General features: G+C 73.4%; 19 protein-coding genes. 8 read left to right on the top strand and 11 right to left on the bottom strand.

Annotation, left to right across the window (positions count from 1 at the left end; all coding sequences use genetic code 11):
• Positions 1-405 precede the first annotated feature (405 nt).
• From ACFWWU_RS19605 to idi, 3 genes are all read left to right on the top strand, one after another.
• Positions 406-1,347 carry a cation diffusion facilitator family transporter gene (locus tag ACFWWU_RS19605; RefSeq protein ID WP_329620243.1) on the top strand — a complete coding sequence of 314 codons (942 nt, stop codon included), beginning with the start codon at positions 406-408 and terminating at the stop codon, positions 1,345-1,347.
• 198 nt (positions 1,348-1,545) lie between these two features.
• A complete protein-coding gene (locus ACFWWU_RS19600; RefSeq protein WP_384146932.1) occupies positions 1,546-2,841 on the top strand; it encodes a bifunctional class I SAM-dependent methyltransferase/N-acetyltransferase in 1,296 nt (431 codons plus the stop codon).
• Between the two features lie 151 nt (positions 2,842-2,992).
• Positions 2,993-3,613, top strand: a complete 621-nt coding sequence (gene idi / locus ACFWWU_RS19595; protein ID WP_384146929.1) for an isopentenyl-diphosphate Delta-isomerase — start codon at positions 2,993-2,995, stop codon at positions 3,611-3,613.
• Here the strand turns inward: idi and ACFWWU_RS19590 are convergent.
• Positions 3,579-4,100: an ATP-binding protein gene (locus ACFWWU_RS19590; RefSeq protein ID WP_384147239.1), complete on the bottom strand. Its 522-nt coding sequence runs from the start codon at positions 4,098-4,100 to the stop codon at positions 3,579-3,581. The two genes, idi and ACFWWU_RS19590, sit on opposite strands and share 35 nt — an antisense overlap.
• A gap of 259 nt (positions 4,101-4,359) precedes the next feature.
• Here ACFWWU_RS19590 and ACFWWU_RS19585 point away from each other — a divergent pair, with 259 nt between their 5' ends.
• The gene (locus ACFWWU_RS19585) at positions 4,360-5,103 is read left to right on the top strand and encodes an enoyl-CoA hydratase/isomerase family protein (RefSeq protein WP_384146926.1); all 744 of its coding nucleotides are present in this window, start codon (positions 4,360-4,362) and stop codon (positions 5,101-5,103) included.
• Between the two features lie 37 nt (positions 5,104-5,140).
• Here the strand turns inward: ACFWWU_RS19585 and ACFWWU_RS19580 are convergent, their stop codons facing one another.
• Together ACFWWU_RS19580 and ACFWWU_RS19575 are read right to left on the bottom strand one after the other, a co-directional pair.
• The gene (locus tag ACFWWU_RS19580; RefSeq protein ID WP_384146923.1) at positions 5,141-5,779 is read right to left on the bottom strand and encodes a DJ-1/PfpI family protein; all 639 of its coding nucleotides are present in this window, start codon (positions 5,777-5,779) and stop codon (positions 5,141-5,143) included.
• Positions 5,780-5,802: 23 nt separating this feature from the next.
• Entirely contained in the window at positions 5,803-6,783 is a 981-nt protein-coding gene (locus ACFWWU_RS19575) for a GlxA family transcriptional regulator (RefSeq protein WP_384146920.1), read from the bottom strand.
• Between the two features lie 126 nt (positions 6,784-6,909).
• On the opposite strand from ACFWWU_RS19575, the gene ACFWWU_RS19570 reads away from it, so the two are divergent.
• Complete coding sequence (locus ACFWWU_RS19570; protein WP_384146917.1) at positions 6,910-7,776, top strand: hypothetical protein; 867 nt, start codon at positions 6,910-6,912, stop codon at positions 7,774-7,776.
• 127 nt (positions 7,777-7,903) lie between these two features.
• A complete protein-coding gene (locus ACFWWU_RS19565) occupies positions 7,904-10,336 on the top strand; it encodes a Tex family protein (protein ID WP_384146915.1) in 2,433 nt (810 codons plus the stop codon).
• Between the two features lie 90 nt (positions 10,337-10,426).
• On the opposite strand, the gene ACFWWU_RS19560 is transcribed toward ACFWWU_RS19565, so the two are convergent.
• From ACFWWU_RS19560 to ACFWWU_RS19545, 4 genes are all read right to left on the bottom strand, one after another.
• Entirely contained in the window at positions 10,427-10,828 is a 402-nt protein-coding gene (locus tag ACFWWU_RS19560) for a hypothetical protein (protein WP_384146912.1), read from the bottom strand.
• A complete protein-coding gene (locus ACFWWU_RS19555) occupies positions 10,825-11,553 on the bottom strand; it encodes a 2-phosphosulfolactate phosphatase (RefSeq protein WP_384146909.1) in 729 nt (242 codons plus the stop codon). The genes ACFWWU_RS19560 and ACFWWU_RS19555 overlap by 4 nt, the downstream gene beginning before the upstream one ends.
• A gap of 100 nt (positions 11,554-11,653) precedes the next feature.
• Positions 11,654-13,291: an ABC-F family ATP-binding cassette domain-containing protein gene (locus tag ACFWWU_RS19550; RefSeq protein ID WP_384146906.1), complete on the bottom strand. Its 1,638-nt coding sequence runs from the start codon at positions 13,289-13,291 to the stop codon at positions 11,654-11,656.
• Positions 13,292-13,440: 149 nt separating this feature from the next.
• Positions 13,441-13,917, bottom strand: a complete 477-nt coding sequence (locus tag ACFWWU_RS19545; protein WP_384146903.1) for a hypothetical protein — start codon at positions 13,915-13,917, stop codon at positions 13,441-13,443.
• Positions 13,918-13,999: 82 nt separating this feature from the next.
• Between ACFWWU_RS19545 and ACFWWU_RS19540 the strand changes: the two genes are divergently transcribed.
• On the top strand, positions 14,000-14,956 hold the full coding sequence (locus ACFWWU_RS19540) for an NAD(P)/FAD-dependent oxidoreductase (protein WP_384146900.1): 957 nt from the start codon (positions 14,000-14,002) through the stop codon (positions 14,954-14,956).
• A gap of 113 nt (positions 14,957-15,069) precedes the next feature.
• On the opposite strand, the gene ACFWWU_RS19535 is transcribed toward ACFWWU_RS19540, so the two are convergent.
• The 3 genes from ACFWWU_RS19535 to ACFWWU_RS19525 all read right to left on the bottom strand — a co-directional run bounded on the left by ACFWWU_RS19535 (position 15,070) and on the right by ACFWWU_RS19525 (position 18,846).
• A complete protein-coding gene (locus ACFWWU_RS19535; RefSeq protein WP_384146897.1) occupies positions 15,070-15,372 on the bottom strand; it encodes a hypothetical protein in 303 nt (100 codons plus the stop codon).
• A 118-nt stretch (positions 15,373-15,490) separates the two neighbouring features.
• Positions 15,491-16,798 (bottom strand): M14 family metallocarboxypeptidase, encoded by a 1,308-nt coding sequence (locus ACFWWU_RS19530; protein ID WP_384146894.1) that lies wholly within the window; start codon positions 16,796-16,798, stop codon positions 15,491-15,493.
• A complete protein-coding gene (locus ACFWWU_RS19525; RefSeq protein ID WP_384146891.1) occupies positions 16,795-18,846 on the bottom strand; it encodes a Xaa-Pro dipeptidyl-peptidase in 2,052 nt (683 codons plus the stop codon). Before ACFWWU_RS19525 ends, ACFWWU_RS19530 begins: the two co-directional genes overlap by 4 nt.
• 224 nt (positions 18,847-19,070) lie before the next feature.
• Between ACFWWU_RS19525 and ACFWWU_RS19520 the strand changes: the two genes are divergently transcribed.
• Positions 19,071-20,624: a M1 family metallopeptidase gene (locus ACFWWU_RS19520; protein WP_384146888.1), complete on the top strand. Its 1,554-nt coding sequence runs from the start codon at positions 19,071-19,073 to the stop codon at positions 20,622-20,624.
• Between the two features lie 34 nt (positions 20,625-20,658).
• Here ACFWWU_RS19520 and ACFWWU_RS19515 read toward each other — a convergent pair whose 3' ends face one another.
• A complete protein-coding gene (locus ACFWWU_RS19515; protein ID WP_384146885.1) occupies positions 20,659-21,543 on the bottom strand; it encodes an oxygenase MpaB family protein in 885 nt (294 codons plus the stop codon).
• Positions 21,544-21,665: the final 122 nt, after the last annotated feature.

Here is a 21,665-nt window from a genome sequence, read left to right as displayed (position 1 = left end):
TCACTCCTTGGAGCTGACGAGGGGCCTGCGGGCCGTGGCGGCCCGGGGCGCGGCGGCGCGGCCCGGCGCCGGGCGGCGGCACGTCGGCTGAGGCTATCGGATGAACGGAGCGTGAGTTCACCGAGGCTTCGCGGGCCGGACTCCCCCGGGCCCACCCGTGGCCGCACGGGTGCGAGAGGCCCTGGGGAGATCGGCCCGGACGAGTGGTGGTCCGGCCCGGGGGTCCTGGCGGCGCCCGCCGTGCGGGGCCACTGCCGACCAGTTCCCGCCATGGCCGGTCGTGCTGGCATCACCGCAGGTCAGAGCATATGACAACGGTGTTCAGTACCGTGTTGCACATACCCCCCACCCGTAGTTCACTTGCCACTTGGGGCAGACGGAACGACTCGATCGGGAGGCCATCTCATGGGGGCTGGACACGACCACGGGCACAGTCACGGCGGAGCGCCGCCCACGGGCACCGCTGGGGCCGCGTACAAGAACCGACTGCGGATCGCGCTCGGCATCACGCTCTCCGTGATGGTGATCGAGATCATCGGCGGTGTGGTCGCGGACTCGCTCGCGCTGATCGCCGACGCGGCCCACATGGCGACGGACGCCGTCGGCCTCGCGATGGCGCTGCTCGCGATCCACTTCGCCAACCGGCCGCCCTCCGGGAACCGCACCTTCGGATTCGCCCGGGCCGAGATCCTGGCGGCGCTCGCCAACTGTCTGCTGCTGCTCGTCGTCGGCGGTTACGTGCTGTACGAGGCGATCCAGCGGTTCGTCGAGCCCGCCGAGACCAAGGGCGGTCTGGCGATCGCCTTCGCCGTGGTCGGCCTGGTGGCCAACATGATCTCCCTCTCCCTGCTCGCCCGGGGCCAGAAGGACAGCCTCAACGTGCGCGGGGCGTATCTGGAGGTGCTCGCGGACGCCCTCGGCTCGGTGACGGTGATCGTCGCGGCCGGCATCATCATCGCCACGGGCTGGCAGTACGCCGACCCGATCGCCTCCATCGTGATCGGCCTGATGATCGTGCCCCGCACGGTCAAGCTGCTGCGCGAGACGCTGGACGTGCTCCTGGAGGCGGCGCCCAAGGGCGTCGACATGGCGGAGGTACGGGCCCACATACTGGCGCTGCCGGGCGTCGAGGACGTCCACGACCTGCACGCCTGGACGATCACCTCGGGCATGCCGGTGCTCTCGGCCCACGTCGTGGTGGACCAGGGCGCGCTGGACTCGGTCGGGCACGAGAAGATGCTGCACGACCTCCAGGGGTGCCTGGGCTCCCACTTCGACGTGGAGCACTGCACCTTCCAGCTGGAGCCGGCCGGGCACGCACAGCACGAGGCGAAGCTCTGCCTCTGAGATCAGGGGACTGTTAGGCTCCACGTACGTACACGTGTGGAGAGGGGCTGAGGTTGATGACCGTCGCGATGGAGGCTGCCCAGTGCGGCAGCGCCCGGTCCAGCTTCAGCTCCCGGGTCACCGGCTGACCTGATCCCGGTCTTCCCACCGGTACGTCACGTCGTCGGCCGGGGCCCTCTCACACAAGGGCTTCCCACGTTGTCCGACAACGCTTTGTACGACTCCTTCTTCGCCCTGCACCACGGTCTTCCGCGGCAGGGCCCCGGCTCCGACACCACCACCCGTCGGCTCCTCGCGCTCGCGTGGGGGTCCTCCCACTCCCCCCAGGGGCGTAGGGGGAGGTTTCCGGAGCGTCCGCGCGTGCTCGACCTGGGCTGCGGCCCGGGCCGTTCCGCGCTGCTCCTGGCCGCCGAGGCGGGAGCCGAGGTGACCGCCGTCGACACCCACGAGCCGTTCCTCGCCGAGCTGCGGGACTCAGCGGCCGCGCGCGGGCTCGACGGTTCGATCCGCACCGTCCGCGCCGACATGGGCGCACTGCCCTTCCCCGACGGCTCCTTCGACCTGGTCTGGGCCGAGAGCTCGGTCTTCGTGCTCGGCTTCGACCGGGCCCTGGCCGAGTGGCGCAGGCTGCTCGCACCGGGCGGCGCGCTCGTGCTCACCGAGTGCGTGTGGACCACCGAGGAGCCGGGCCTTGTGGCCCGCGCCTTCTGGGAGGAGCACTACCCGCTCCGTACCGTCGCCGGGAACGCGGCGGCGGCGGTCGAGGCCGGCTATCACGTCGTCGGCACCGTCCCGCAGCCGGAGAGCGACTGGGACGAGTACTACGTCCCGCTCTCCGCGCGCGCCGAGGCGGCCGACACCACCGTGCCGGGCATGGCCGAGGCCGTGGCCGGGGCGCGCACCGAGATCTCCCTGCGGCGCGTGCACGGCGGTGACTACGGCTACGCCGGTTTCGTCCTGCGGCCGGCCGATCCGCGCTGGCGCGTCCGCGAGGAGACCGCCGCGGACGCCCCGGCGGTCCGGCGGGTCGTGTCGGCGGCCTTCGGGTCGGCGGACCTGCCGTCGGGGGGAGAGGCCGATCTGGTCGACGCCCTCCGGCTGGACGCCGACGCCTGGCTGCCCGGTCTGTCGTACGTGGCGGAGGCCCCGGACGGCTCGATCGCGGCGCACGCCCTGATCACCCGCTGCCGGGTGGGCGGCGCCCCCGCGGCGGCGCTCGCGCCGGTCTCGGTGGCTCCGGAGTACCAGCGGAGGGGGGCCGGGCAGGCCGTCGTCCGGGCGGTGCTCGACGCGGCGCGGCTGCGCGGAGAGCGGCTCGTCCTCGTCCTGGGCCATCCGGAGTACTACCCACGGTTCGGGTTCGTACAGGCGTCCGCGTATGGAATCAAGCCAGGTTTCGAGGTTCCGGACGAGGCCATGATGGCGCTCGTCCTGGACGGATCCGAGCCCGCCTTGTCGGGCACGCTCGTCTATCCGGCTGCTTTCGGGGTGTGACGGCCTCCTGAGGTCCCTCCGCTCCCGCCGCGCCGGTGCACTCCGGCGCGGCGGGAGCGGCGACGTCCGGCCGACGAAGTGCGGACAAGCCGCTTTTGTACGGCAGACTGGGGTTGCCCCACCGGGCCGAGGACCGAAGCGAAGGACGGGTATGCCGACCACACCAGCCACAGCGGCTCAGATCTCGCCGGAGATCACGTCGAACGGCGTCCAGCCGTCCGGAGCACCGGCGCCGATCATGCTCGAACTGGTCGACGAGGACGGGACGACCATCGGCACGGCGGAGAAGCTCGCCGCCCACCAGGCGCCGGGTCAGTTGCACCGCGCCTTCTCCGTCTTCCTCTTCGACGAGTCCGGCCGGCTGCTGCTCCAGCGGCGGGCGCTCGGCAAGTACCACTCCCCCGGCGTCTGGTCCAACACCTGCTGCGGGCATCCCTACCCGGGCGAGGCGCCGTTCGCGGCGGCCGCCCGGCGGACCTTCGAGGAGCTCGGCGTCTCGCCGACGCTGCTCGCCGAGGCGGGCACCGTCCGCTACAACCACCCGGACCCGGCCTCGGGCCTGGTGGAGCAGGAGTTCAACCACCTCTTCGTCGGCCTCGTGCAGGCCGAACCGCGGCCGGACCCGGAGGAGATCGGGGAGACCGCGTTCGTGACGGCCGCCGAGCTGGCCGAGCGGCACGCCGCCGCGCCGTTCTCCGCCTGGTTCATGACGGTGCTCGACGCGGCGCGTCCGGCCGTCAGGGAGCTGACGGGTCCGTCCGGGGGCTGGTGACCATCGGCTCGTGGGACGCGCCCCCCGGCCCCGGTGCCATCGGGGCCAGGGGCAGCGCCGCCCAGATGATCTTGCCGCCGCTCGCCGTGTGCTCGACGTCGCAGGCTCCGCCGGCCTCCTGGGCGACCTCCCGGACCAGGAGCAGTCCGCGGCCCCCGGTCTGCCCGTAGTCCGCCACCAGCGCCTTGGGGCGGTACGGGTGGTTGTCCTCGACGGACACCCGGATCCACTCGGGGCCGATCGCGACCTCCACCGCTATCTCCGGCGACAGCAGCGCCGCGTGCCGCACGGCGTTGGTGACCAGCTCGGAGACGATCAGCAGCAGGCCGTCCATGATCTCCTCATGGACAGGGACTCCCTGGCGGACCAACAGGTCGCGTACGGCGTGCCGGGCCTGCGGGACGGAGACGTCGACCGCGGGTGCGGTGAAGCGCCAGACTCCTTCGTAGGACGGTGACCGGGTGGGTACACCTCCGTGGGTCTCCACGGTCCGGTTCCCACCCTCGTGCTCGATTCTCGCCACGGATCGAGTCTTGGCAATGCGCGCGGGCGGACCGGCCTACTGACCAGAAGTCGACACTTATCGGCCACCTTCTGATCGGGTGGGTATGCCAACGTCAGTTGTGCGACAGATCCTGCGCGCTTTCTGAAGGCCCCCGACGGTGGGCGCCCTCCGCCCCGTGGCGTCTCCCTCGGGGCACCCCTTCCTGATCGCGCCTCCGGGCGCGGCGGATAGCATCCGGCGCATGGAGCCGCAGCTGAAGGCCAGCGTCACGGACGGGGTCGCCACCGTCGTCATCGCCAACCCCGCCAAGCGCAACGCGATGAGCGCCGCCATGTGGCGCGCGCTGCCCGGTGTGCTGGACCGGCTGGCCACCGACCGCGCGGTGCGGGCCCTGGTCCTGACCGGCGAGGGCGACACCTTCTGCGCCGGGGCGGACATCTCGGCGCTGCGGGAGCCCGGTGACGAGCAGCGGAGTCTCGCGGTACGGGCCGAGGAGGCGCTCGCGGCGTTCCCCAAGCCGACGCTCGCGGCCGTCCGGGGCTTCTGTGTCGGGGGCGGCAGCCAGCTCGCCGCCGCGTGCGATCTGCGCTTCGCCGAGGAGGGCGCCCGCTTCGGGATCACCCCCTCGAAGCTCGGCATCGTCTACCCGTCCTCGTCGACCCGCAGGCTGACCGCCCTCGTGGGCCCCTCGACCGCCAAGTACCTGCTGTTCTCCGGCGAGTTGATGGACACCGAGCGGGCTCTGCGGACCGGGTTCGTGGACGAGGTGCACCCGGCGGGCGAACTGGACAAGCGGGTGGCCGAGTTCGTCCGGGTCCTCGCCTCGCGCTCGCTGCTGACCCAGGCCGCGGCCAAGGAGTTCGCCGACGGGCGGACGGACCGGGACGACCACTGGACGGAGCAGGCGCGCGGCAGCGGCGACACCGCGGAGGGAGTCGCCGCCTTCCTGGAGCGCCGCGCGCCCCGCTTCACGTACGGGACCTGAACCTGGGGACGACCCAGGCCCCGGCCCCGACCCGGCCCTACCGGCCGAGGGTCTCCACCCTCTCGCCCCGCCAGCGCGCCACGATCTCGGCCGGCGCCTTCTCCGGCGATCCCGCGTCGTACGGCGGCTGCGGGTCGTACTCGGTGAGCAGCTGGATCGTCTGGGCGGTCTCGTCGCCGGCGATCCGGCCCAGCAGGTGCAGCGCCATGTCGATGCCGGACGAGACCCCGGCCGCGGTGACGTACTTGCCGTCGAAGACGACCCGCTCGCCGGTGGGCTCGACGCCGAGGGCCCGCAGCTCGTCGAAGGCGAGCCAGTGCGTCGTCGCACGGCGGTCCTTGAGCAGGCCCGCCGAGGCGAGGATCAGCGAGCCGGTGCAGACCGAGGTGGTCCAGGTGCTGGTCTCGTCGGCGGTGCGGAGCCAGTCCCGGATCTCCGGGTCGTTCATGACCTCCCGGGAGTCGGGGCCGCCGGGGACCAGGACGATGTCCGGGCGCGGGACCTCGGCGAGCGTCTTGTCGGCGACGAGGGCGAGGCTGCCCTGGTCGTTGCGGACGGGACCGGTCTCCTTGGCCACGAAGACGGTCTCGGCGCCGGGGAGGCGGGCGAGGAGCTCGTACGGGCCGACGGCGTCGAGCGTGGTGAAGCCTGCGTAGAGCAGGACGGCGATCTGCATGGTGGTCCCTTTCGGTCGATGGGTCAGTCGATGCGGTGGGCTGGTGCGTGGAAGCGGCGGCGGTAGTCGGCGGGCGCGGTGCCGAGGGCCTTGGTGAAGGCGCGGCGCATCGCCTCGGACGTGCCGTAGCCCGAGGCGCGGGAGACCTCCTCGACTCCGCGGGTGGTCTCCTCCAGGAGGCGGCGGGCGTGTTCGAGCCGTACGCGGTCGACGTAGCGGCCGGGGGTCGTGCCGGTCTCCGCCCGGAAGGCCCGGGCGAAGTGGCGGGGCGAGAGCCGGGCGCGGGCGGCGAGCGCCTCCACCGAGAGGTCCCCGCCGGGATGCTCGGTGATCCACTGCTGGAGGTCGCGCAGCGGCTCCCGGCGGGCGGTCTGGGCGGCCAGCTGGGCGCTGAACTGGGCCTGGTTGCCGGGGCGGCGCAGAAAGACGACCAGGTGGCGGGCGACGGTGAGGGCCACGTCCCGGCCGAGGTCCTCCTCCACCAGGGCGAGCGCGAGGTCGATGCCCGCGGTGACACCGGCGGAGGTGGAGAGCCGTCCGTCCCGGACGAAGATGGGGTCCGGGTCCACCTCGACCTCGGGGTAGCGGCGCGCGAGGTGGTCGCAGGCGATCCAGTGGGTCGTCGCCCGGTGTCCGTCGAGGAGTCCGGCCTCGGCGAGGAGCAGCGCCCCCGTGCAGACGGAGACCAGGCGTCCGGCGTCCGGGGCGTGCGTGCGCAGCCAGTCGATCAGGGCGGGGTCGGGTTCCCGTGTGCCCTCGCCGCCGGGGACGACCAGGGTGTGCGGGACGCCGTCGGCGACCGCCTCGGCGAGGGTCGTGTCGGGGAGCAGCCGCAGTCCGCTGTGCGTACGGACCGGACCGCCGTCGAGGGACGCGGTGCGGATCGTGTACGCGGAGGGGTCCCCGGCGGCCCAGCCGGCACCGGCGAACACCTCGAAGGGGCCGGTGACGTCGAGGCTCTGCACGCCGTCGAAGAGGACGACGAGTACATGTCGCTGCGTCATGTCCTCCATCCTCGGCGGCTCGGGCGGCGTCCGCAACGACGCGTACCCCACCTTTCCTGCCATCGGGCGGAACGTGTCCGGTCGTCCCCTTTCCCGTCGTACCGACCAGTCGGTAACCTTCGGTCCATGACGACTGCCCTGCCGCCGCGCGCCGGACGCCGCTGCCACAACGCCCTCAACCCGCTGCACTCCACGCTCTACTTCTCGCCCGACCTGGACCGCGAGTTCAGCGCGCTCGGCTTCACCGACCAGAGCGCGATGCGGCTCGCCGCGCGGAGCGCCGCGCTCGGCGCGGTGGGCGCGGGCACGGTCGCCGCGACCTTCTACAACTACAACCACGAGCTGCTCGCCCGGCACCTCCCCGCCGTCTGGGACATCGCCTCCCCCGCCGACGTCCTGGACGCGCGGCTGCGCACCGCCGACGCGACCCTGCGCCGGCTCCTGGGCGAGGACACCGTCTCCTCCCCGGAGATGGCCGAGGCGGCGGTGCTCGCCCTGCGCGCCACGGAGGCCTGCACCCGGCACGCCCGGCCGCTCTACTCGGCCCACGCGGACCTGCCGGTGCCGGAGGCCCCGCACCTCGCCTACTGGTACGCCGCCACGCTGCTGCGCGAGCACCGGGGCGACGGCCACCTCGCGGCCCTCCTCACCGTCGGACTCGACCCCGTCGAGGCCCTCGTCTCCCACACCGCCACCGGCAAGGGCATGGCCCCGCGCTGGGTGCTCGGCTCGCGCGGCTGGAAGCGCGCCGACTGGGAGGCGGCGACCGAGCGGCTGCGCGGGCGCGGGCTCCTCGACGCCGACGGCGAGCTCACCGAGGCGGGTACGGCCCTCCGCGGCGAGCTGGAGGAGCGGACCGACCGGCTGGACTCCGCCCCGTACGAGCACCTCGGCGCTGCGGGCGTCGAGCGGCTCACCGAGCTGGGGCGCGGCTTCCTGGTCACGGCGGCGGTCGCGGGCGCCTTCCCCGCGGACCTCGTCGGCAAGGACTGAGCGGGGCCGGTCAGGGCTGACGCGGGCGCGGGGACGCGCGCGGGACGGGTCGGTTGCCGCATCCGGGTGACCGACCCGGCACAATGCACTCGCAAGCTTGAGGCACGAGAAGGCGAGTCGGGACACCGTGACGACGTCCATCGAAGCAAGGATCGCCGAGGAACTCGGCGTACGCGAGCGACAGGTGAAGGCGGCCGTCGAGCTGCTCGACGGCGGTTCGACCGTGCCGTTCATCGCGCGCTACCGCAAGGAAGCGACGGAGATGCTCGACGACGCGCAGCTCCGCACCCTGGAGGAGCGGCTGCGCTATCTGCGCGAGCTGGAGGACCGCCGGTCGGCGGTCCTCGACTCGGTACGCGAGCAGGGCAAGCTGACGGAGGACCTCGAGGCCCGGATCCGGGCCGCCGACACCAAGGCGCGCCTGGAGGACATCTACCTGCCCTTCAAGCCGAAGCGCAGGACGAAGGCCCAGATCGCCCGCGAGGCAGGGCTGACCCCGCTGGCGGAGGGGCTGCTCGGCGACCCCTCGGTGGAGCCGACGGCCGCCGCGGCCGCCTTCGTGGACGCGGACAAGGGTGTGGCGGACACCGCCGCGGCCCTGGAGGGCGCGCGGGCGATCCTCACCGAGAAGTTCTCCGAGGACGCCGACCTGATCGGCGAGCTGCGCGAGCGCATGTGGGGCCGGGGCCGGCTGGCCGCGAAGGTCAGGCAGGGGCAGGAGGAAGCGGGAGCGAAGTTCGCCGACTACTTCGACTTCGCCGAGCCGTTCACGGCGCTGCCCTCGCACCGGGTGCTCGCCATGCTACGCGGTGAGAAGGAGGACGTCCTCAGCCTGGATCTGGAGCCGGAGGAGCCGTCCGAGACGCCCGGCCCTTCCTCGTACGAGGCGATCGTCGCGCACCGCTTCGGCGTGGCCGACCGGGGGCGCCCCGGCGACAAGTGGCTCCAGGACACCGTCCGCTGGGCCTGGCGGACCCGCATCCTGGTGCACCTCGGGATCGACCTGCGGCTGCGGCTGCGGACCGCCGCCGAGGACGAGGCGGTCCGGGTCTTCGCGGCCAACCTGCGCGACCTGCTGCTCGCCGCGCCGGCCGGCACCCGGGCGACGCTCGGCCTCGACCCCGGTTTCCGTACGGGCGTGAAGGTCGCCGTCGTCGACGCGACCGGCAAGGTCGTGGCCACCGACACGATCTACCCGCACGTCCCCGCCAACAAGTGGGACCAGGCGCTCGACAGGCTGGCGCGCCTCGCGAAGCAGCACGCGGTCGAGCTGGTCGCGATCGGCAACGGCACGGCCTCTCGGGAGACCGACAAGCTGGCGGCCGAACTGCTCGCCAAGCACCCGGAGTTGAACCTGACCAAGGTGATGGTCTCGGAGGCCGGCGCCTCGGTCTACTCGGCCTCCGCCTTCGGCTCGCAGGAACTCCCGGATCTCGACGTGTCGTTGCGCGGCGCCGTGTCGATCGCGCGGCGGCTCCAGGACCCGCTGGCGGAGCTCGTGAAGATCGACCCGAAGTCGATCGGCGTCGGCCAGTACCAGCACGACCTGGCCGAGGTGAAGCTCTCGCGCTCGCTGGACGCCGTGGTCGAGGACTGCGTGAACGGCGTCGGCGTCGACGTCAACACCGCCTCTACGCCGCTGCTTTCGCGGGTCTCCGGAATCAGCTCCGGTCTCGCGGAGAACATCGTCGCGCACCGGGACGCCAACGGCCCGTTCCGTTCCCGCAAGGCACTGAAGGACGTGGCCCGGCTCGGCCCGAAGGCGTACGAGCAGTGCGCGGGCTTCCTGCGCATCCGGGGCGGCGACGACCCGCTGGACTCCTCGGCGGTGCACCCGGAGGCGTACCCGGTGGTGCGCCGGATGGCGAAGACGACGGGCGGCCAGGTCGCGGCGCTGATCGGTGACACGGGCACGCTGCGCTCGCTGCGCGCCGACGACTTCGTCGACGAGACCTTCGGTCTCCCGACGGTGACGGACATCCTGCGCGAGCTGGAGAAGCCGGGCCGCGACCCGCGACCGGCGTTCAAGACGGCCACCTTCAAGGAGGGCGTCGAGAAGATCGGCGACCTGGCGTCGGGGATGGTCCTGGAGGGGGTCGTCACGAACGTGGCCGCCTTCGGGGCGTTCGTCGACATCGGCGTGCACCAGGACGGTCTGGTGCACGTGTCGGCGATGTCGAAGACCTTCGTCAAGGACCCGCGTGACGTCGTGAAGCCCGGCGACGTGGTCAAGGTCAAGGTCATGGACGTCGACATCCCGCGCAAGCGGATCTCGCTGACCCTGCGCCTGGACGACGAGGCGGGCACGGACGCGCCGGGCGGTGCTCCCCAGCGCGGCGAGCGCGGGGAGCGGACCGACCGGGGTGGCCGTCCGCCGCAGCAGCGCCAGGGCGGCGGCAGTAACGGCGGGACCGGCGGTGGCCGGCGGAACGACCGAGGCGGCCGGGACGAGAGGGGCGGCCGTGACCGCGCGTCGGCCCCGGCTCCGGGCAACAGCGCGATGGCGGACGCCCTGCGCAAGGCCGGTCTCCTGGGCGAGGGCGGCGGCAGGCGCAAGTAGAAGGCAGGGGGCCGATCCGCATCGGCCCCCTGAGGGAACGACCGAGGCCGCGACCCCACCGGGTCGCGGCCTCGTCGCGCGTGGTTGCCTTTACGGCACGAAGCGCAGCGCCCACTCGGCGCGGTTGGCGACGGAGAGGTCGTCGTCCTCCGTCAGGGGCCGGAGAGCACGGCCGGCGGCGTTCGGGTCCGACTGGACCAGGTCGACGATCTCGGCGGCCAGGCCGTCCTGGTCGTCGCCGAGGTCGACGGCCGAGGCGCGGATCAGGGCCGGGAGGGCGTCCGGGCCGCCGATGGCTGCGAGGACTCCGCCGAGGAGTTCACGGGCGTAGGCGTTCCGGTCGGTGAGGGCGCGGTCCAGCTCCGCCTGGAGGCGGGGCAGGAGACCGGCGTCGCCCGAGGCGGCGATCTCGTCGGCGAGGTCGATCGTCTCGTCGACGTCCGCGTCGAGATCGTCCAGCATCTCGGTCAGCCGGGTCAGTAGGTCGGTCATGGTGCTGCCTCCTGGAATGCACCGTCCACGAGGACGGGGACGGTCGTCGAGCTGTCGATCTCGGCGGCCACGGCCACGTCCTGCGGAAAGCCGTACTCGTACAGTTCACGGCCCGAGTCGCAGCCGTGCAAGGCGGCGACCGGGTCCCGCGTCGCCGCCCACAGCGTGGCCGCCGCGCTCGCCTCCGGGCTCGGGGTGCCGCCCGTACCCGTACGGGCGAGGGCGGAGAGCACCGCTCCCGCGCCCAGCAGGTCTTCGAGCGCCGGGCGCAGCGAGCCGTCGGGCCAGCGCTCGCCGGCGGCGATCACGGCGAGCGGGCGGTCCACGGAGCCGTATCCCCGGTCCGCGAGCCAGCGGGCGACGGCCGTGCGGTTGCGCAGGGAGGCGGCGACGACGGTCGCGCCCCCGGCCTCCGCCGCGATCGTGGAGCCGTTCGGGGACGGAAGGACCAGGCGCGACGGCATCGGGGCGGCGCGCAGGGCGGCCGGGGAGAGCGTCCACGGGTGGTCGGGGGTCGCCTCGCTGCGGCCGACCGCGAGGGCCGCGCCGACGCGCTCCGCGTACGCGACGGCGGTCGCGTCCCGCCACCGGTACGGGTGGACGGCCGCGCCGGCCTCGACCGCGACGCCGACGGACGTGGTGAAGGAGAGCAAGTCGACCACGACGACGCAGGCGGCCGCCGGGGCGAGGGGGTGTCTTGCCGAGCGGGCCGGCCCGCTCGGCAAGACAGCCCCTAGGGCCCGTGCCTCGACGGGCCCCCAGCCGAAGGAGATCGTCATGGGGTCGCCATCGGGGCTCGGTCCGCCGTCAGAGGTCCGTCCCCCATCAGAGCTCGGTCACCTTGCCGTCGGCGACCTCGATGCGGCGGGTGGTGCGGACGGCGTCGAGCATGCGCCGGTCGTGGGTGACCAGGAGCAGGGTGCCGGTGTACGAGTCGAGGGCGGACTCCAGCTGCTCGATCGCCGGCAGGTCCAGGTGGTTGGTCGGCTCGTCGAGCACGAGCAGGTTCACGCCCCGGCCCTGGAGCAGCGCGAGCGCGGCACGCGTCCGCTCGCCCGGGGAGAGCGTGGTCGCGGGCCGCAGGACGTGCTCCGCCTTCAGGCCGAACTTGGCGAGCAGGGTGCGGACCTCGGCGGGCTCGGTGTCGGGCACGGCCGCGCAGAACGCCTCCAGGAGCTTCTCGGTGCCGTGGAAGAGCTTGCGAGCCTGGTCGACCTCGCCGACGACGACGCCCGAGCCAACCACGGTGTCGCCGGAGTCCAGCGGGAGGCGGCCGAGGAGGGCGGCGAGCAGCGTGGACTTCCCGGCTCCGTTGGCGCCGGTGACGGCGACCCGGTCGGCCCAGTCGATCTGGAGCGTGACGGGGCCGAAGGCGAAGTCGCCGCGGCGCACCTCGGCCTCGCGCAGGGTCGCCACGACCGAGCCGGAGCGCGGGGCGGTGGCGATCTCCATGCGCAGCTCCCACTCCTTGCGGGGCTCGTCGACGGCGTCGAGGCGTTCGATCATGCGCTGGGTCTGCCGGGCCTTGGCGGCCTGCTTCTCGCTGGCCTCGCTGCGGGCGTTGCGGCCGAGCTTGTCGCCGTCGGTGGCCTTGCGGCGGGCGTTCTTGACGCCCTTGTCCATCCAGGACCGCTGCATGTGACCGCGCGCTTCCAGGGCGGCCTTCTTGCCCGCGTACTCCTCGAAGTCCTCGCGCGCGTGCCGCCGGGCGGTGTCGCGCTCGTCGAGGTACGCGTCGTAACCGCCGCCGTACAGGGTGATCTGCTGCTGGGCGAGGTCGAGTTCGAGGACCTTGGTGACGGTGCGGGTGAGGAACTCGCGGTCGTGGCTGATGACGACCGTCCCGGCGCGCAGACCCTTCACGAAGGTCTCCAGACGCTCCAGACCGTCGAGGTCCAGGTCGTTGGTGGGCTCGTCGAGGAGGAAGACGTCGTAGCGGGAGAGGAGGAGCGAGGCGAGACCGGCGCGGGCGGCCTGGCCGCCGGAGAGCGAGGTCATCGGCTGGTCGAGGCCGACGGTGAGGCCGAGGGAGTCGGCGACCTCCTCGGCGCGCTCGTCGAGGTCGGCGCCGCCGAGGTTCAGCCAGCGGTCCAGCGTCTCGGCGTAAGCGTCGTCGGCGCCGGGCGTGCCGTCGACGAGGCCCTGGGTGGCCTCGTCCATGGCGGTCTGGGCGGCGGTGACGCCGGTGCGCCGGGCGAGGAACTCGCGCACGGTCTCCCCGGCGCGGCGCTCGGGCTCCTGCGGGAGGTGGCCGACGCTCGCGGTGGGCGGGGAGAGGCGCAGCTCGCCCTCCTCCGGGGTGTCGAGCCCGGCGAGCAGCCGCAGCAGGGTGGACTTTCCGGCGCCGTTCACGCCGACGAGGCCGATGACGTCACCGGGGGCGACGACGAGGTCGAGCCCGGCGAAGAGGGTGCGTTCGCCGTGGCCGGCGGCGAGGTCCTTGGCGACGAGGGTTGCAGTCATGAGGGTACGAATCCTAGGCGACGGCGGGAGCACGGCTCCGCCCGGCCGGACGTGCTCCGGTCGGGCGGGCTCGTTAGGTGGGTGTGCCCCGGTCGGGCGGGCTCCGGTCAGGCGGACGTGCCCCGGTCAGGCGGGCGGGCTCCGGTCAGTCAGGCGGCGGCGAGCCGTACGCCGTGGGGCTCGGGCTCGGGCGGCTCGGCCGTCGCGTCGTCGCCGAGGAGGCGGCGCAGGACCGCCCGGTAGGTGTCGCCGCGGAAGCGGTACGGGCCGACGCCCGGGTAGCCGTCGCGGTCCAGGTCGACGGGATCGTCGAGGCCGCGGGTCTGCCAGGCGAAGTCGCGCCAGACGACGTCCTCGCCGTCGCGCTCGACGACGGCGGTGACCGCGCCACAGCCGGGGTCCTCGCACGCGGGGCAGGAGTAGACGATCCGGCGGCCGGTGGCGCCGAGCAGCGTGCGGAGGGACTCGGCGCGGAGGGTGGGCGGGAGGTCCGAGGCCAGGGGCGAGACGGTGTCGACACCCTCGACGTCGTCGAGCACGTGGAGCAGGGGCCTGCCGTCGACCACGAGATCGGAGGTGTCGCGGTGAGGGCCGGTGAGGTCGAAGGTCGTGTACGCGGACGGCATGCCTGAAGTATTTCCCCGGCCCCGGTCCCGTTCCATGGCTGTGGAGTCCCGGAAATGTCCCGGTCCCGGTACGGTCCCCGCCATGGACAGCGACGTGATCGTGGTGGGTGGCGGGGTCGTGGGGCTGACGACGGCGGTGACCCTGGCGGAGCGCGGACTGCGCGTACGGATCTGGTCACGGGACGAGGTGGCGGCGACGACCTCGGCCGTGGCGGGTGCCCTGTGGTGGCCGTACCGGATCGAGCCGGCGGCGGAGGCCGGGGCGTGGGCGCTCGCCTCGCTCCGGGTGTACGGGGAGCTGGCCGCCGATCCGGAGCGGACGGGGGTGCGGTGGGTGGCCGGGGTCCACGCGGACGTCGTCCTGGACGGCCTGGGCGCGTGGGCGAAGGAGGTGCCGGGGCTGCGGCAGCTGGCTCCCGAGGAGGTCCCGGGACCGTACGGCGTGGGTCTCGCGGCGCGGCTGCCGCTCATCGACATGCCGGTCCATCTGGCGTGGCTGCGGGGCCGGTTCGAGGCGGCGGGCGGGGTCTTCGAGCGGCGTGCGGTCACCGGCTTCGCGGAGGCGGCGGCGCGGGCGGGGGTGGTCGTCGACTGCGCGGGGCTCGGCGCGCGGGAGCTCGTACCGGACGCCGGGCTGCTGCCGGTGCGGGGGCAGTTGGTGCTGGTGGAGAATCCGGGCGTCGAGGAATGGTTCACGGCGGCGGACGACGGGGCGGGCGAGACGACGTATTTCTTCCCGCAGCCGGGGCGTCTTGTGCTCGGCGGGACGGCCGAGGAGGGCGCGGAGCGGCTCGACGCCGACCCGGTGACGGCCGCGGCGATCGTCGCGCGGTGCGCGCGGGTGCGGCCGGAGATCGCGGGGGCGCGGGTCCTCGGGCACCGGGTGGGCCTGCGGCCCGCTCGGGCGGGCGGTGTCCGGATCGAGACGGTGCCGCTGCCGGGCGGCGGCCGGCTGGTGCACCACTACGGGCACGGCGGCGCGGGGGTGACGGTGGCCTGGGGCTGCGCGGAGCGAGCGGCGGAGCTGGTCGGCGGATGACGCACGGCCGACGCGCGGCCGACAGCGGCCGAGCGCCGGGAAGCGCCTGAGGGCCGGGTACGGCCGCGGGGCGGGTACAGCCTTTTCGGACCGTACTCGCCCCGCGCGAGCCGCTACTTCCAGAGCGGCGGGCGGTTGTTGTTCTCCGCGTCGTGGCACTGCTGGGCGCGGCGCTCAAGGGCGTCGGCGCGGGCGGCGGCCTTGCGGGCCTCCGCCATAGCGCCGAGGCCGCGGAGCTGGGCGGCGCGGACGCGCTCCTTGTGGGCGTCGGACCGCAGCTTGTCGATGTTGCAGGTGATCTTGGCGGCGGCCGCGGGCTCGGCAGTGACGGTCTGTCCGAGCAGCACGCCCCCGGCGAGCAGCGTCGTGGTGAGCACGGCCGTCAGGGTGCGGCGCAGAGGCAGCGTGTGGCGCATGGTGGTTCTCCAACTTCCCGGCGGTGGCCGCCGGTTTGAGGCATGGTCAATACCGGCCAGTAACATTACCCGCCCGGAAGTCGGTTTCACGCCAATGCGCGGCCTTGGTACCGGACCGTCAACATTCCTTCACGGGACTCCCACTGACGAGGTGATAGGTCGCGCGCCCGTCGAGGAGGAGGGGGACGAGCGTGCGCTGCGACTGGCGCAGCGGCACGAACACCCCTGCACCCGTCGGCCGGACGGTGACCCCGTGCAGGTCGAGTTCGTCGCCCACTTCGGCGTACTGCGCGGCGTCCAGGCGGTAGCCGCAGGGCGGGTCGGCGAGGATCTCCCCGGGCTCCGGCGGGTCGTTGTCGGCGCCGCCGAGGAAGACCGGGCCCCGGTCGGCGAACCCCCGGTGCCGGGCGACGGCGGTGACCGCCGTGAGCGGCCCTCGGCGCTCCTCGACATAGGCGAACGCGCCTTCCAGAGCGGCCCGTTGGGTGGCGACGCGACGCCGGTGGTTGCGCGCCGGGTCGTCCTGCTCGGCCTCGTCGAGCGCGTCCACGCGGGTCTCGACGAGCAGGCCCGCCGCGTGCTTGATGCCCGCGGTGTTGCGCAGGATCCGCTCCTGGCCGTCGCCCGCGACCTGCTTGACCGGCTTGCCGGTGAGGGGGTCGGTCCAGATGCCGTAGATGCCGGTGCTGTAGCCGGCGAGGCCGGCGGCGGGCCGGACGTAGGACTCCGAGAGCGTCCGGGACTCGTCGTGGACGTGGGGGTCGGCGTCGAGGCTGCGGGGCCAGAGGGCGAGCAGGTCCTTGTCGTAGTAGCGGGGGGTGGCCCCGTACTCGTGGAGGTCGTAGACGACTTCGGGGTGCCGGTCGCGGATGACGGCGGCCACGGCCCGGGCCTCGGCGGTGCGCAGGGCGATGTGGTCGCGGTTGACGTCGATGCCGTCGCCGTTGCCCCGGGTGTCGGCCTCCCGTCCGTCGGGGTTGGCGGTGGGGACGACGAGGAGGGTGGTCCGGGCGAGGAAGCGCAGGGTCTCCGTGTCCTGGGCGGAGGAGAGGTCGCGGAGCGTGCTCAGGCACGCCTCGCGGCCCGCGGGCTCGTCGCCGTGCTGGCTGCAGACGAGGAGCACGGTGGTGCGCCCGGAGCCGAGGGTGGCGAGCCGCAGCGGTCGGCCCTGCGACGTGGTGCCGATCGTGCGCAGCGACACCCGGTCGCTCCCCCGGTCGACGGCCGCGAGGAACTCCCGCTCCTCGGCCTCCGATGTCCACCGGGCACCGTGGCTCGTCTCGAATCCGGTGCGCGGGAGGGGCCGCGGGGACGCGCTGTCCGCCGCCTTGGCGGGGACGGTGACGAGCGGCAGGGCGAGGGCGGCTGCGCCCGCCGCGAGGGCGAGCACGCGGCGCGAACTCCGGTGCGCGGTACGGAGTCTCATCGGGCGGCTCCTGTCGCGGGAAGGCGCGGTCCGGTGACGGCGGCCGGGGGCACGTCGCCGCTCAGGGAGGGCCGGGCGGCGGGCGAGGGCAGAACGGGGGCCGGTCCCGACGTGGCCCTGGCGAACGCGTCCGGGCCGCCGAGCAGGGGCAGCTTCGCCCATGTACGGCTGAGGTCGAGAGTCACGGTCGGCGTGGTCGACGGAGGGTCGATCAGGTCCTTGTCGGTGCCGCCGACGATCAGGGCGAGGCGGTGGCCCGCCGGGACGACGTGGTCGGTGGCGGCGAGGTCCAGGGTGAGGGTGTACGCCCTGCCGGGGGTCAGCGGCCGCTCCTTGCGGGGGTCCGCCCAGGTCCCGAGGTCGGCCCAGCCGCGGCTGACGACCGTGTACCCGACGTCCGTCGTGCGGGCCCGGGTCTCCTTGAAGCAGGCGCTGTCGCCGGGGGTGCTCCGACCCCAGCAGGTGCGGTCGGTCAGCGTGGTGATGCCCTCGCCCGCCGCCGCGTAGTCGCGGATCGTGTCGGGGCCGAGGTCGACGAGGACGGCGGAGAGGTGTGCGGTGGCGGTGGTCGGGGTGGCCGTGACCGTCACCTTCGAGGAGCCGGAGATCCGCAGGGCGCGGGAGAGCGGGCGGGTGACGAACCCGGCCTTCTCGGGGGTCGCGGAGTCGACGCGGGCGGCCCAGTCCAGCTCGCCGAGACCCGGGTCGTCGGTGAAGGTCGCGGTGGAGCCGGGGGCGGCGGGCGTCCGGCCGAGGATGCCGGCGCCGGACTCGGCGCCCGGCGCGGGGCGCAGGGTGGTGGCCGCGGTGCCGCGCGGCGGCCAGTGCCGGTCGGTGGTCCAGCGGTCCGGGGCGCGCTCGATGTCGGCGACCGGCTCGCGGTCGATGCCGTTGTCGTATCCGAGCAGGTAGTGGTCGAACCAGCGGTGCAGGGTGCGGACCCAGTCGGCGCGCCGGAAGTCGAAGGGGTCGACGTGGCCGGTCTGGGAGAGCCAGATCTTTCGCTCGACGCCGTGCGCGGCGAGTGCGTCCCACCACTTCCCGAAGTGGTCGGCCCGGACGTTCAGGTCCTGCTGTCCGTGGACGACGAAGACGCTGGCCTTCACCTTCGAGGCGTTCCGCACGTGGTCCCGCTCGCTCCAGGCGGGGGTCCAGTCGCCGCTGTACGGGGTGGCCGCGGCGATCCGATCCTGGACGGCGCCGCAGCGGGCCCTCGCGTCGGGGCTGCTCACGTAGTCGGAGAGCCAGCTCGGGTTGGCGTTGTAGAGCGGGGCGCCCTGGGAGTGGAAGTAGTCGTACCAGGACGAGATGGCACTGATCGGAACGATCGTTTTCAGCCCTTCCACGCCGGTGGCGGCCACGCCGTTGGCGATGGTGCCGTCCCAGCTCTTGCCGATCATGCCGACGTTGCCGGTGCTCCAGCCGGTGGCACCGGCCCTGGCCGTGCCCGTGCGGGTGGTGTAGCCGCGGGCGCGGCCGTTCAGCCAGTCGACGACGGCCTTGGCGGACCGGACGTCGGAGCGTCCACCGACGTCGTCGCAGCCGTCGGAGCGGTTGGTGCCGGCGAGGTCGACGCCGACGAAGGCGTAGCCGCGCGGGACGAAGTAGTTGTCGTAGAAGAGCGGGAACTGCACGGGGTTGCCGTCGGCGTCGTACGTCTTCTTCTGGCTCTCGTTGCCGCGTCCGCAACAGGCGTAGTACGGGCTGGCGTCCATGATGACCGGGATCTTCCGGCCCGCCGCGGCCGGCTCCCGGGGCCTGATGATGTCGACGGCGACCCGGTCGCCGCGCCCGTCCCCGTCGCCGTCGAGTCCGGTGTCGACCCAGACGGACTCGCGGATGGCGTCGGCGTAGGAGTGGACGGGGCGGGACTCGCGTACGGAACTCACGGAAGACGCGGCAGGCACGGCGGACGCCGGGGGCACCGAGGGCTCGGGCCCCGCGCCCGCCGGGGTGACCAGGGTCGCGAGCAGGGCGGCCGTGGCCGCGGCCACGAGGGTTCCGTACGGCAGTCGGGCTCCGCGGGTTCTCCGCATTCGCATCGGCATGGGCGGGAACGTACCCCGGTCAACTCCCGCGCAAAAGAGTGCAGGAGGCAATCAGGGGTGATTCAGGGGCATCCCCGAGACGGAGGGGTTCATGTCGGCCGAATGGCGATCGTGTGACAGGGGGTCCTCTGGACGTGACGGTGCGTCGGGGGCTGAATAGGCTCCGGACTAAGGACCGACGACCACCCGCGCGTCTTACGTTTCTTATGACTTGGGGAGCACCTGTGCACCGCAGAATCATCGTTCCGAGCGCCCTCGCGGCCTCCCTGCTGCTGGCGATCCCGGCATCGGCGGCCGACTTCGTACCTGGGGCCCCGGGCATCGGCGACTCCTACTACCCCGCCAGCGGCAACGGCGGCTACGACGTCTCCCATTACGACCTGCGGCTGAAGTACCAGCCGGAGACCGATCTGCTCGAAGGTACGGCGACGATCCTCGCCACGACGAAGCAGAACCTGTCCCGGTTCAACCTGGACCTCGGGCTGAAGGTCAGCGAGGTCCGGGTCAACGGCCGCCTCGCGAAGTTCTCCACCTCGGGCGACCACGAGCTGGAGGTGACCCCGGCCGCCCCGCTGGAGAAGAACAAGGCGATCTCGGTGGTCGTCCGCTACGCGGGCAAGCCCTCCGAGTTCAAGGTCGACGGCTGGTCGGCCTGGGCCCGCACCCCGGACGGCGGCGTCGCCGCGCAGGAGCCGGACTCGGCCGTCTGGTGGTTCCCGTCGAACGACCACCCGCTGGACAAGGCCACCTTCGACGTCTCCGTCTCCGTGCCGGACGGCACGCAGGCCATCAGCAACGGTGTGCTCCAGTCGCAGTCCTCGCGGCTGGGCTGGACGCGCTTCAACTGGCGTTCGAACAAGCCGCAGGCGACCTATCTGGCCACACTCGCCGTCGGCAAGTTCGACATCACCACGGACAAGACGGCGAACGGGCTGCCGGTCCTCAACGCGTACAGCAAGGACCTCGGCGACAACGCGGGTGCGGCGCGCGCCTCGATCGAGCGCACGACCGAGGTCGCGGAGTGGCTGGAGGGGGTCTTCGGGCCGTACCCCTTCAACTCCCTCGGCGGGTATGTGCCGAACGTGACCAGCGGATTCGCCCTGGAGACGCAGACACGCCCGTTCTACAGTCCGCGGCAGTTCGCCAACGGCGCGAACGTGTCGGTCGTCGTCCACGAGCTGGCGCACCAGTGGTACGGCGACAGCGTGTCCGTCCAGGACTGGAAGGACATCTGGGTCAACGAGGGCTTCGCCCGCTACAGCCAGTGGCTGTGGTCGGAGAAGGAGGGCGAGGGCACGGCCCAGGAGCTGGCGGACTACGTGTACGCCACGCGGACGGCCGAGGACCCGTTCTGGACGGTCAAGCCGGGTGACCCGGGCGCGGAGAACCAGTTCCACATCGCCGTCTACGACCGGGGCGCGCTGGCGCTCCAGGCCTTGCGCAACGAGATCGGCGACGAGGACTTCTTCGCGATCCTGAAGGGCTGGCCGCAGGAGTTCGCCTACGGGAACGCGCGCGTCGGCGACTTCGTGCGGTACGCGGAGCGGGTCTCCGGCAAGCCGCTGGCCGGGCTCTTCGACACCTGGCTGTACCAGCCGTCGAAGCCGGCCGCGTCGACGGCGGACGCGGCCGGCCTGTCCGCCCCCGCGGCGGCCGCGCCCGCGACCGGGCCCGCCGCGCGGTCGGCGGCGCGGTCGGCCGCTCCGAAGCCCGCGCAGCCGAAGTCGTGGAAGAAGATCGCGGCGACGAACACGGTCCACGACCACGACGAGCACTGACCGCACGGCGTTCGTACGGTGAGCGGGCCGTCCGTCAGCGCTTCGCGCGGCGGGCGGCCCCGCGGGCCTTACGGGCCATGGGCAGGTAGCGCAGCCGCTCGGGCAGGACGGGGACCACGGCCCGGACGATCAGGGCGAACCGGCGCAGCGCGCGCTCCTGCGCGTCCGTCCACTCCAGGCCGATGGCCTCGCGGGCGTCCGGGGGCATCAGGCCCACGGTGAGGAAGGCCCGCAGCCGCAGGAACGGGCGGCGCAGTGCGGGCCAGAGCAGCCGCAGCGCGAGCCGGACGGGCAGGGGGCCCCGGTCCGGGGCGGGCACCGGCAGGTCCGGGTCGAGCAGCTCCCGGACGACGACGGTCGCCTCCAGCTCCTCGGCGAGGACCTTCCGGTAGTGCGGCCAGAACTCCTCGACCGTCTGCGGCATGTCCCGGTCGTGGATGCCGAGGACGCGGCCGACCCGGAGCCACTCGGCGTACAGCTGCCGCTCCTGGGCGTCGGTGAGGGGGCGGGCGAGGAGGCCGAGGCCGTACCGGTAGACGGGGAAGCCGGTCGCGTGCACCCACGAGTAGTAGGCGGGGGTGAGGGCGTGGTACGCGCGGCCGTGGGCGTCGGCGCCCTGGATGTCGCGGTGCAGCCGCCGGAGGCGGCGGCCCTCCTCGGCGGCCTCGTCGCCCCCGTACACCCAGAGCTGGAGCGAGCGCAGGGAGCGCTCGCCGCGGCCCCAGGGGTCGGTGCGGAAGACGGAGTGCTCGTCGACCCCGGCGCCGATCGCGGGGTGGGCGACCTGCATGGCGAGGGCGGCGGGCAGCATCAGGAGTGCCCGGACGTCGCCGGCGACGCTCCACAGCACGCCGCCGACGGGCGGGGGTGCGGGATCGCCGGCCGGGGCTCGGGCGGCGGACTCCTGCGGGCGGTTCATACGGTCGCTCTCCTCACACATCCGGCCGTACGCGACCGGTCACGCATCCGGTCACGCGTCCGTCACACATCCGGTCAGGCATCCGGTCACACGTCCAGACTGCACCCACGACGAAGGGGCCG

Origin of the sequence: Streptomyces sp. NPDC058650 (assembly GCF_042717315.1) — a bacterium.
Taxonomy (GTDB): domain Bacteria; phylum Actinomycetota; class Actinomycetes; order Streptomycetales; family Streptomycetaceae; genus Streptomyces.
The sequence above is the reverse complement of the archived record's forward strand: the minus strand, read 5'-3'. Positions and strand labels throughout refer to the sequence as shown.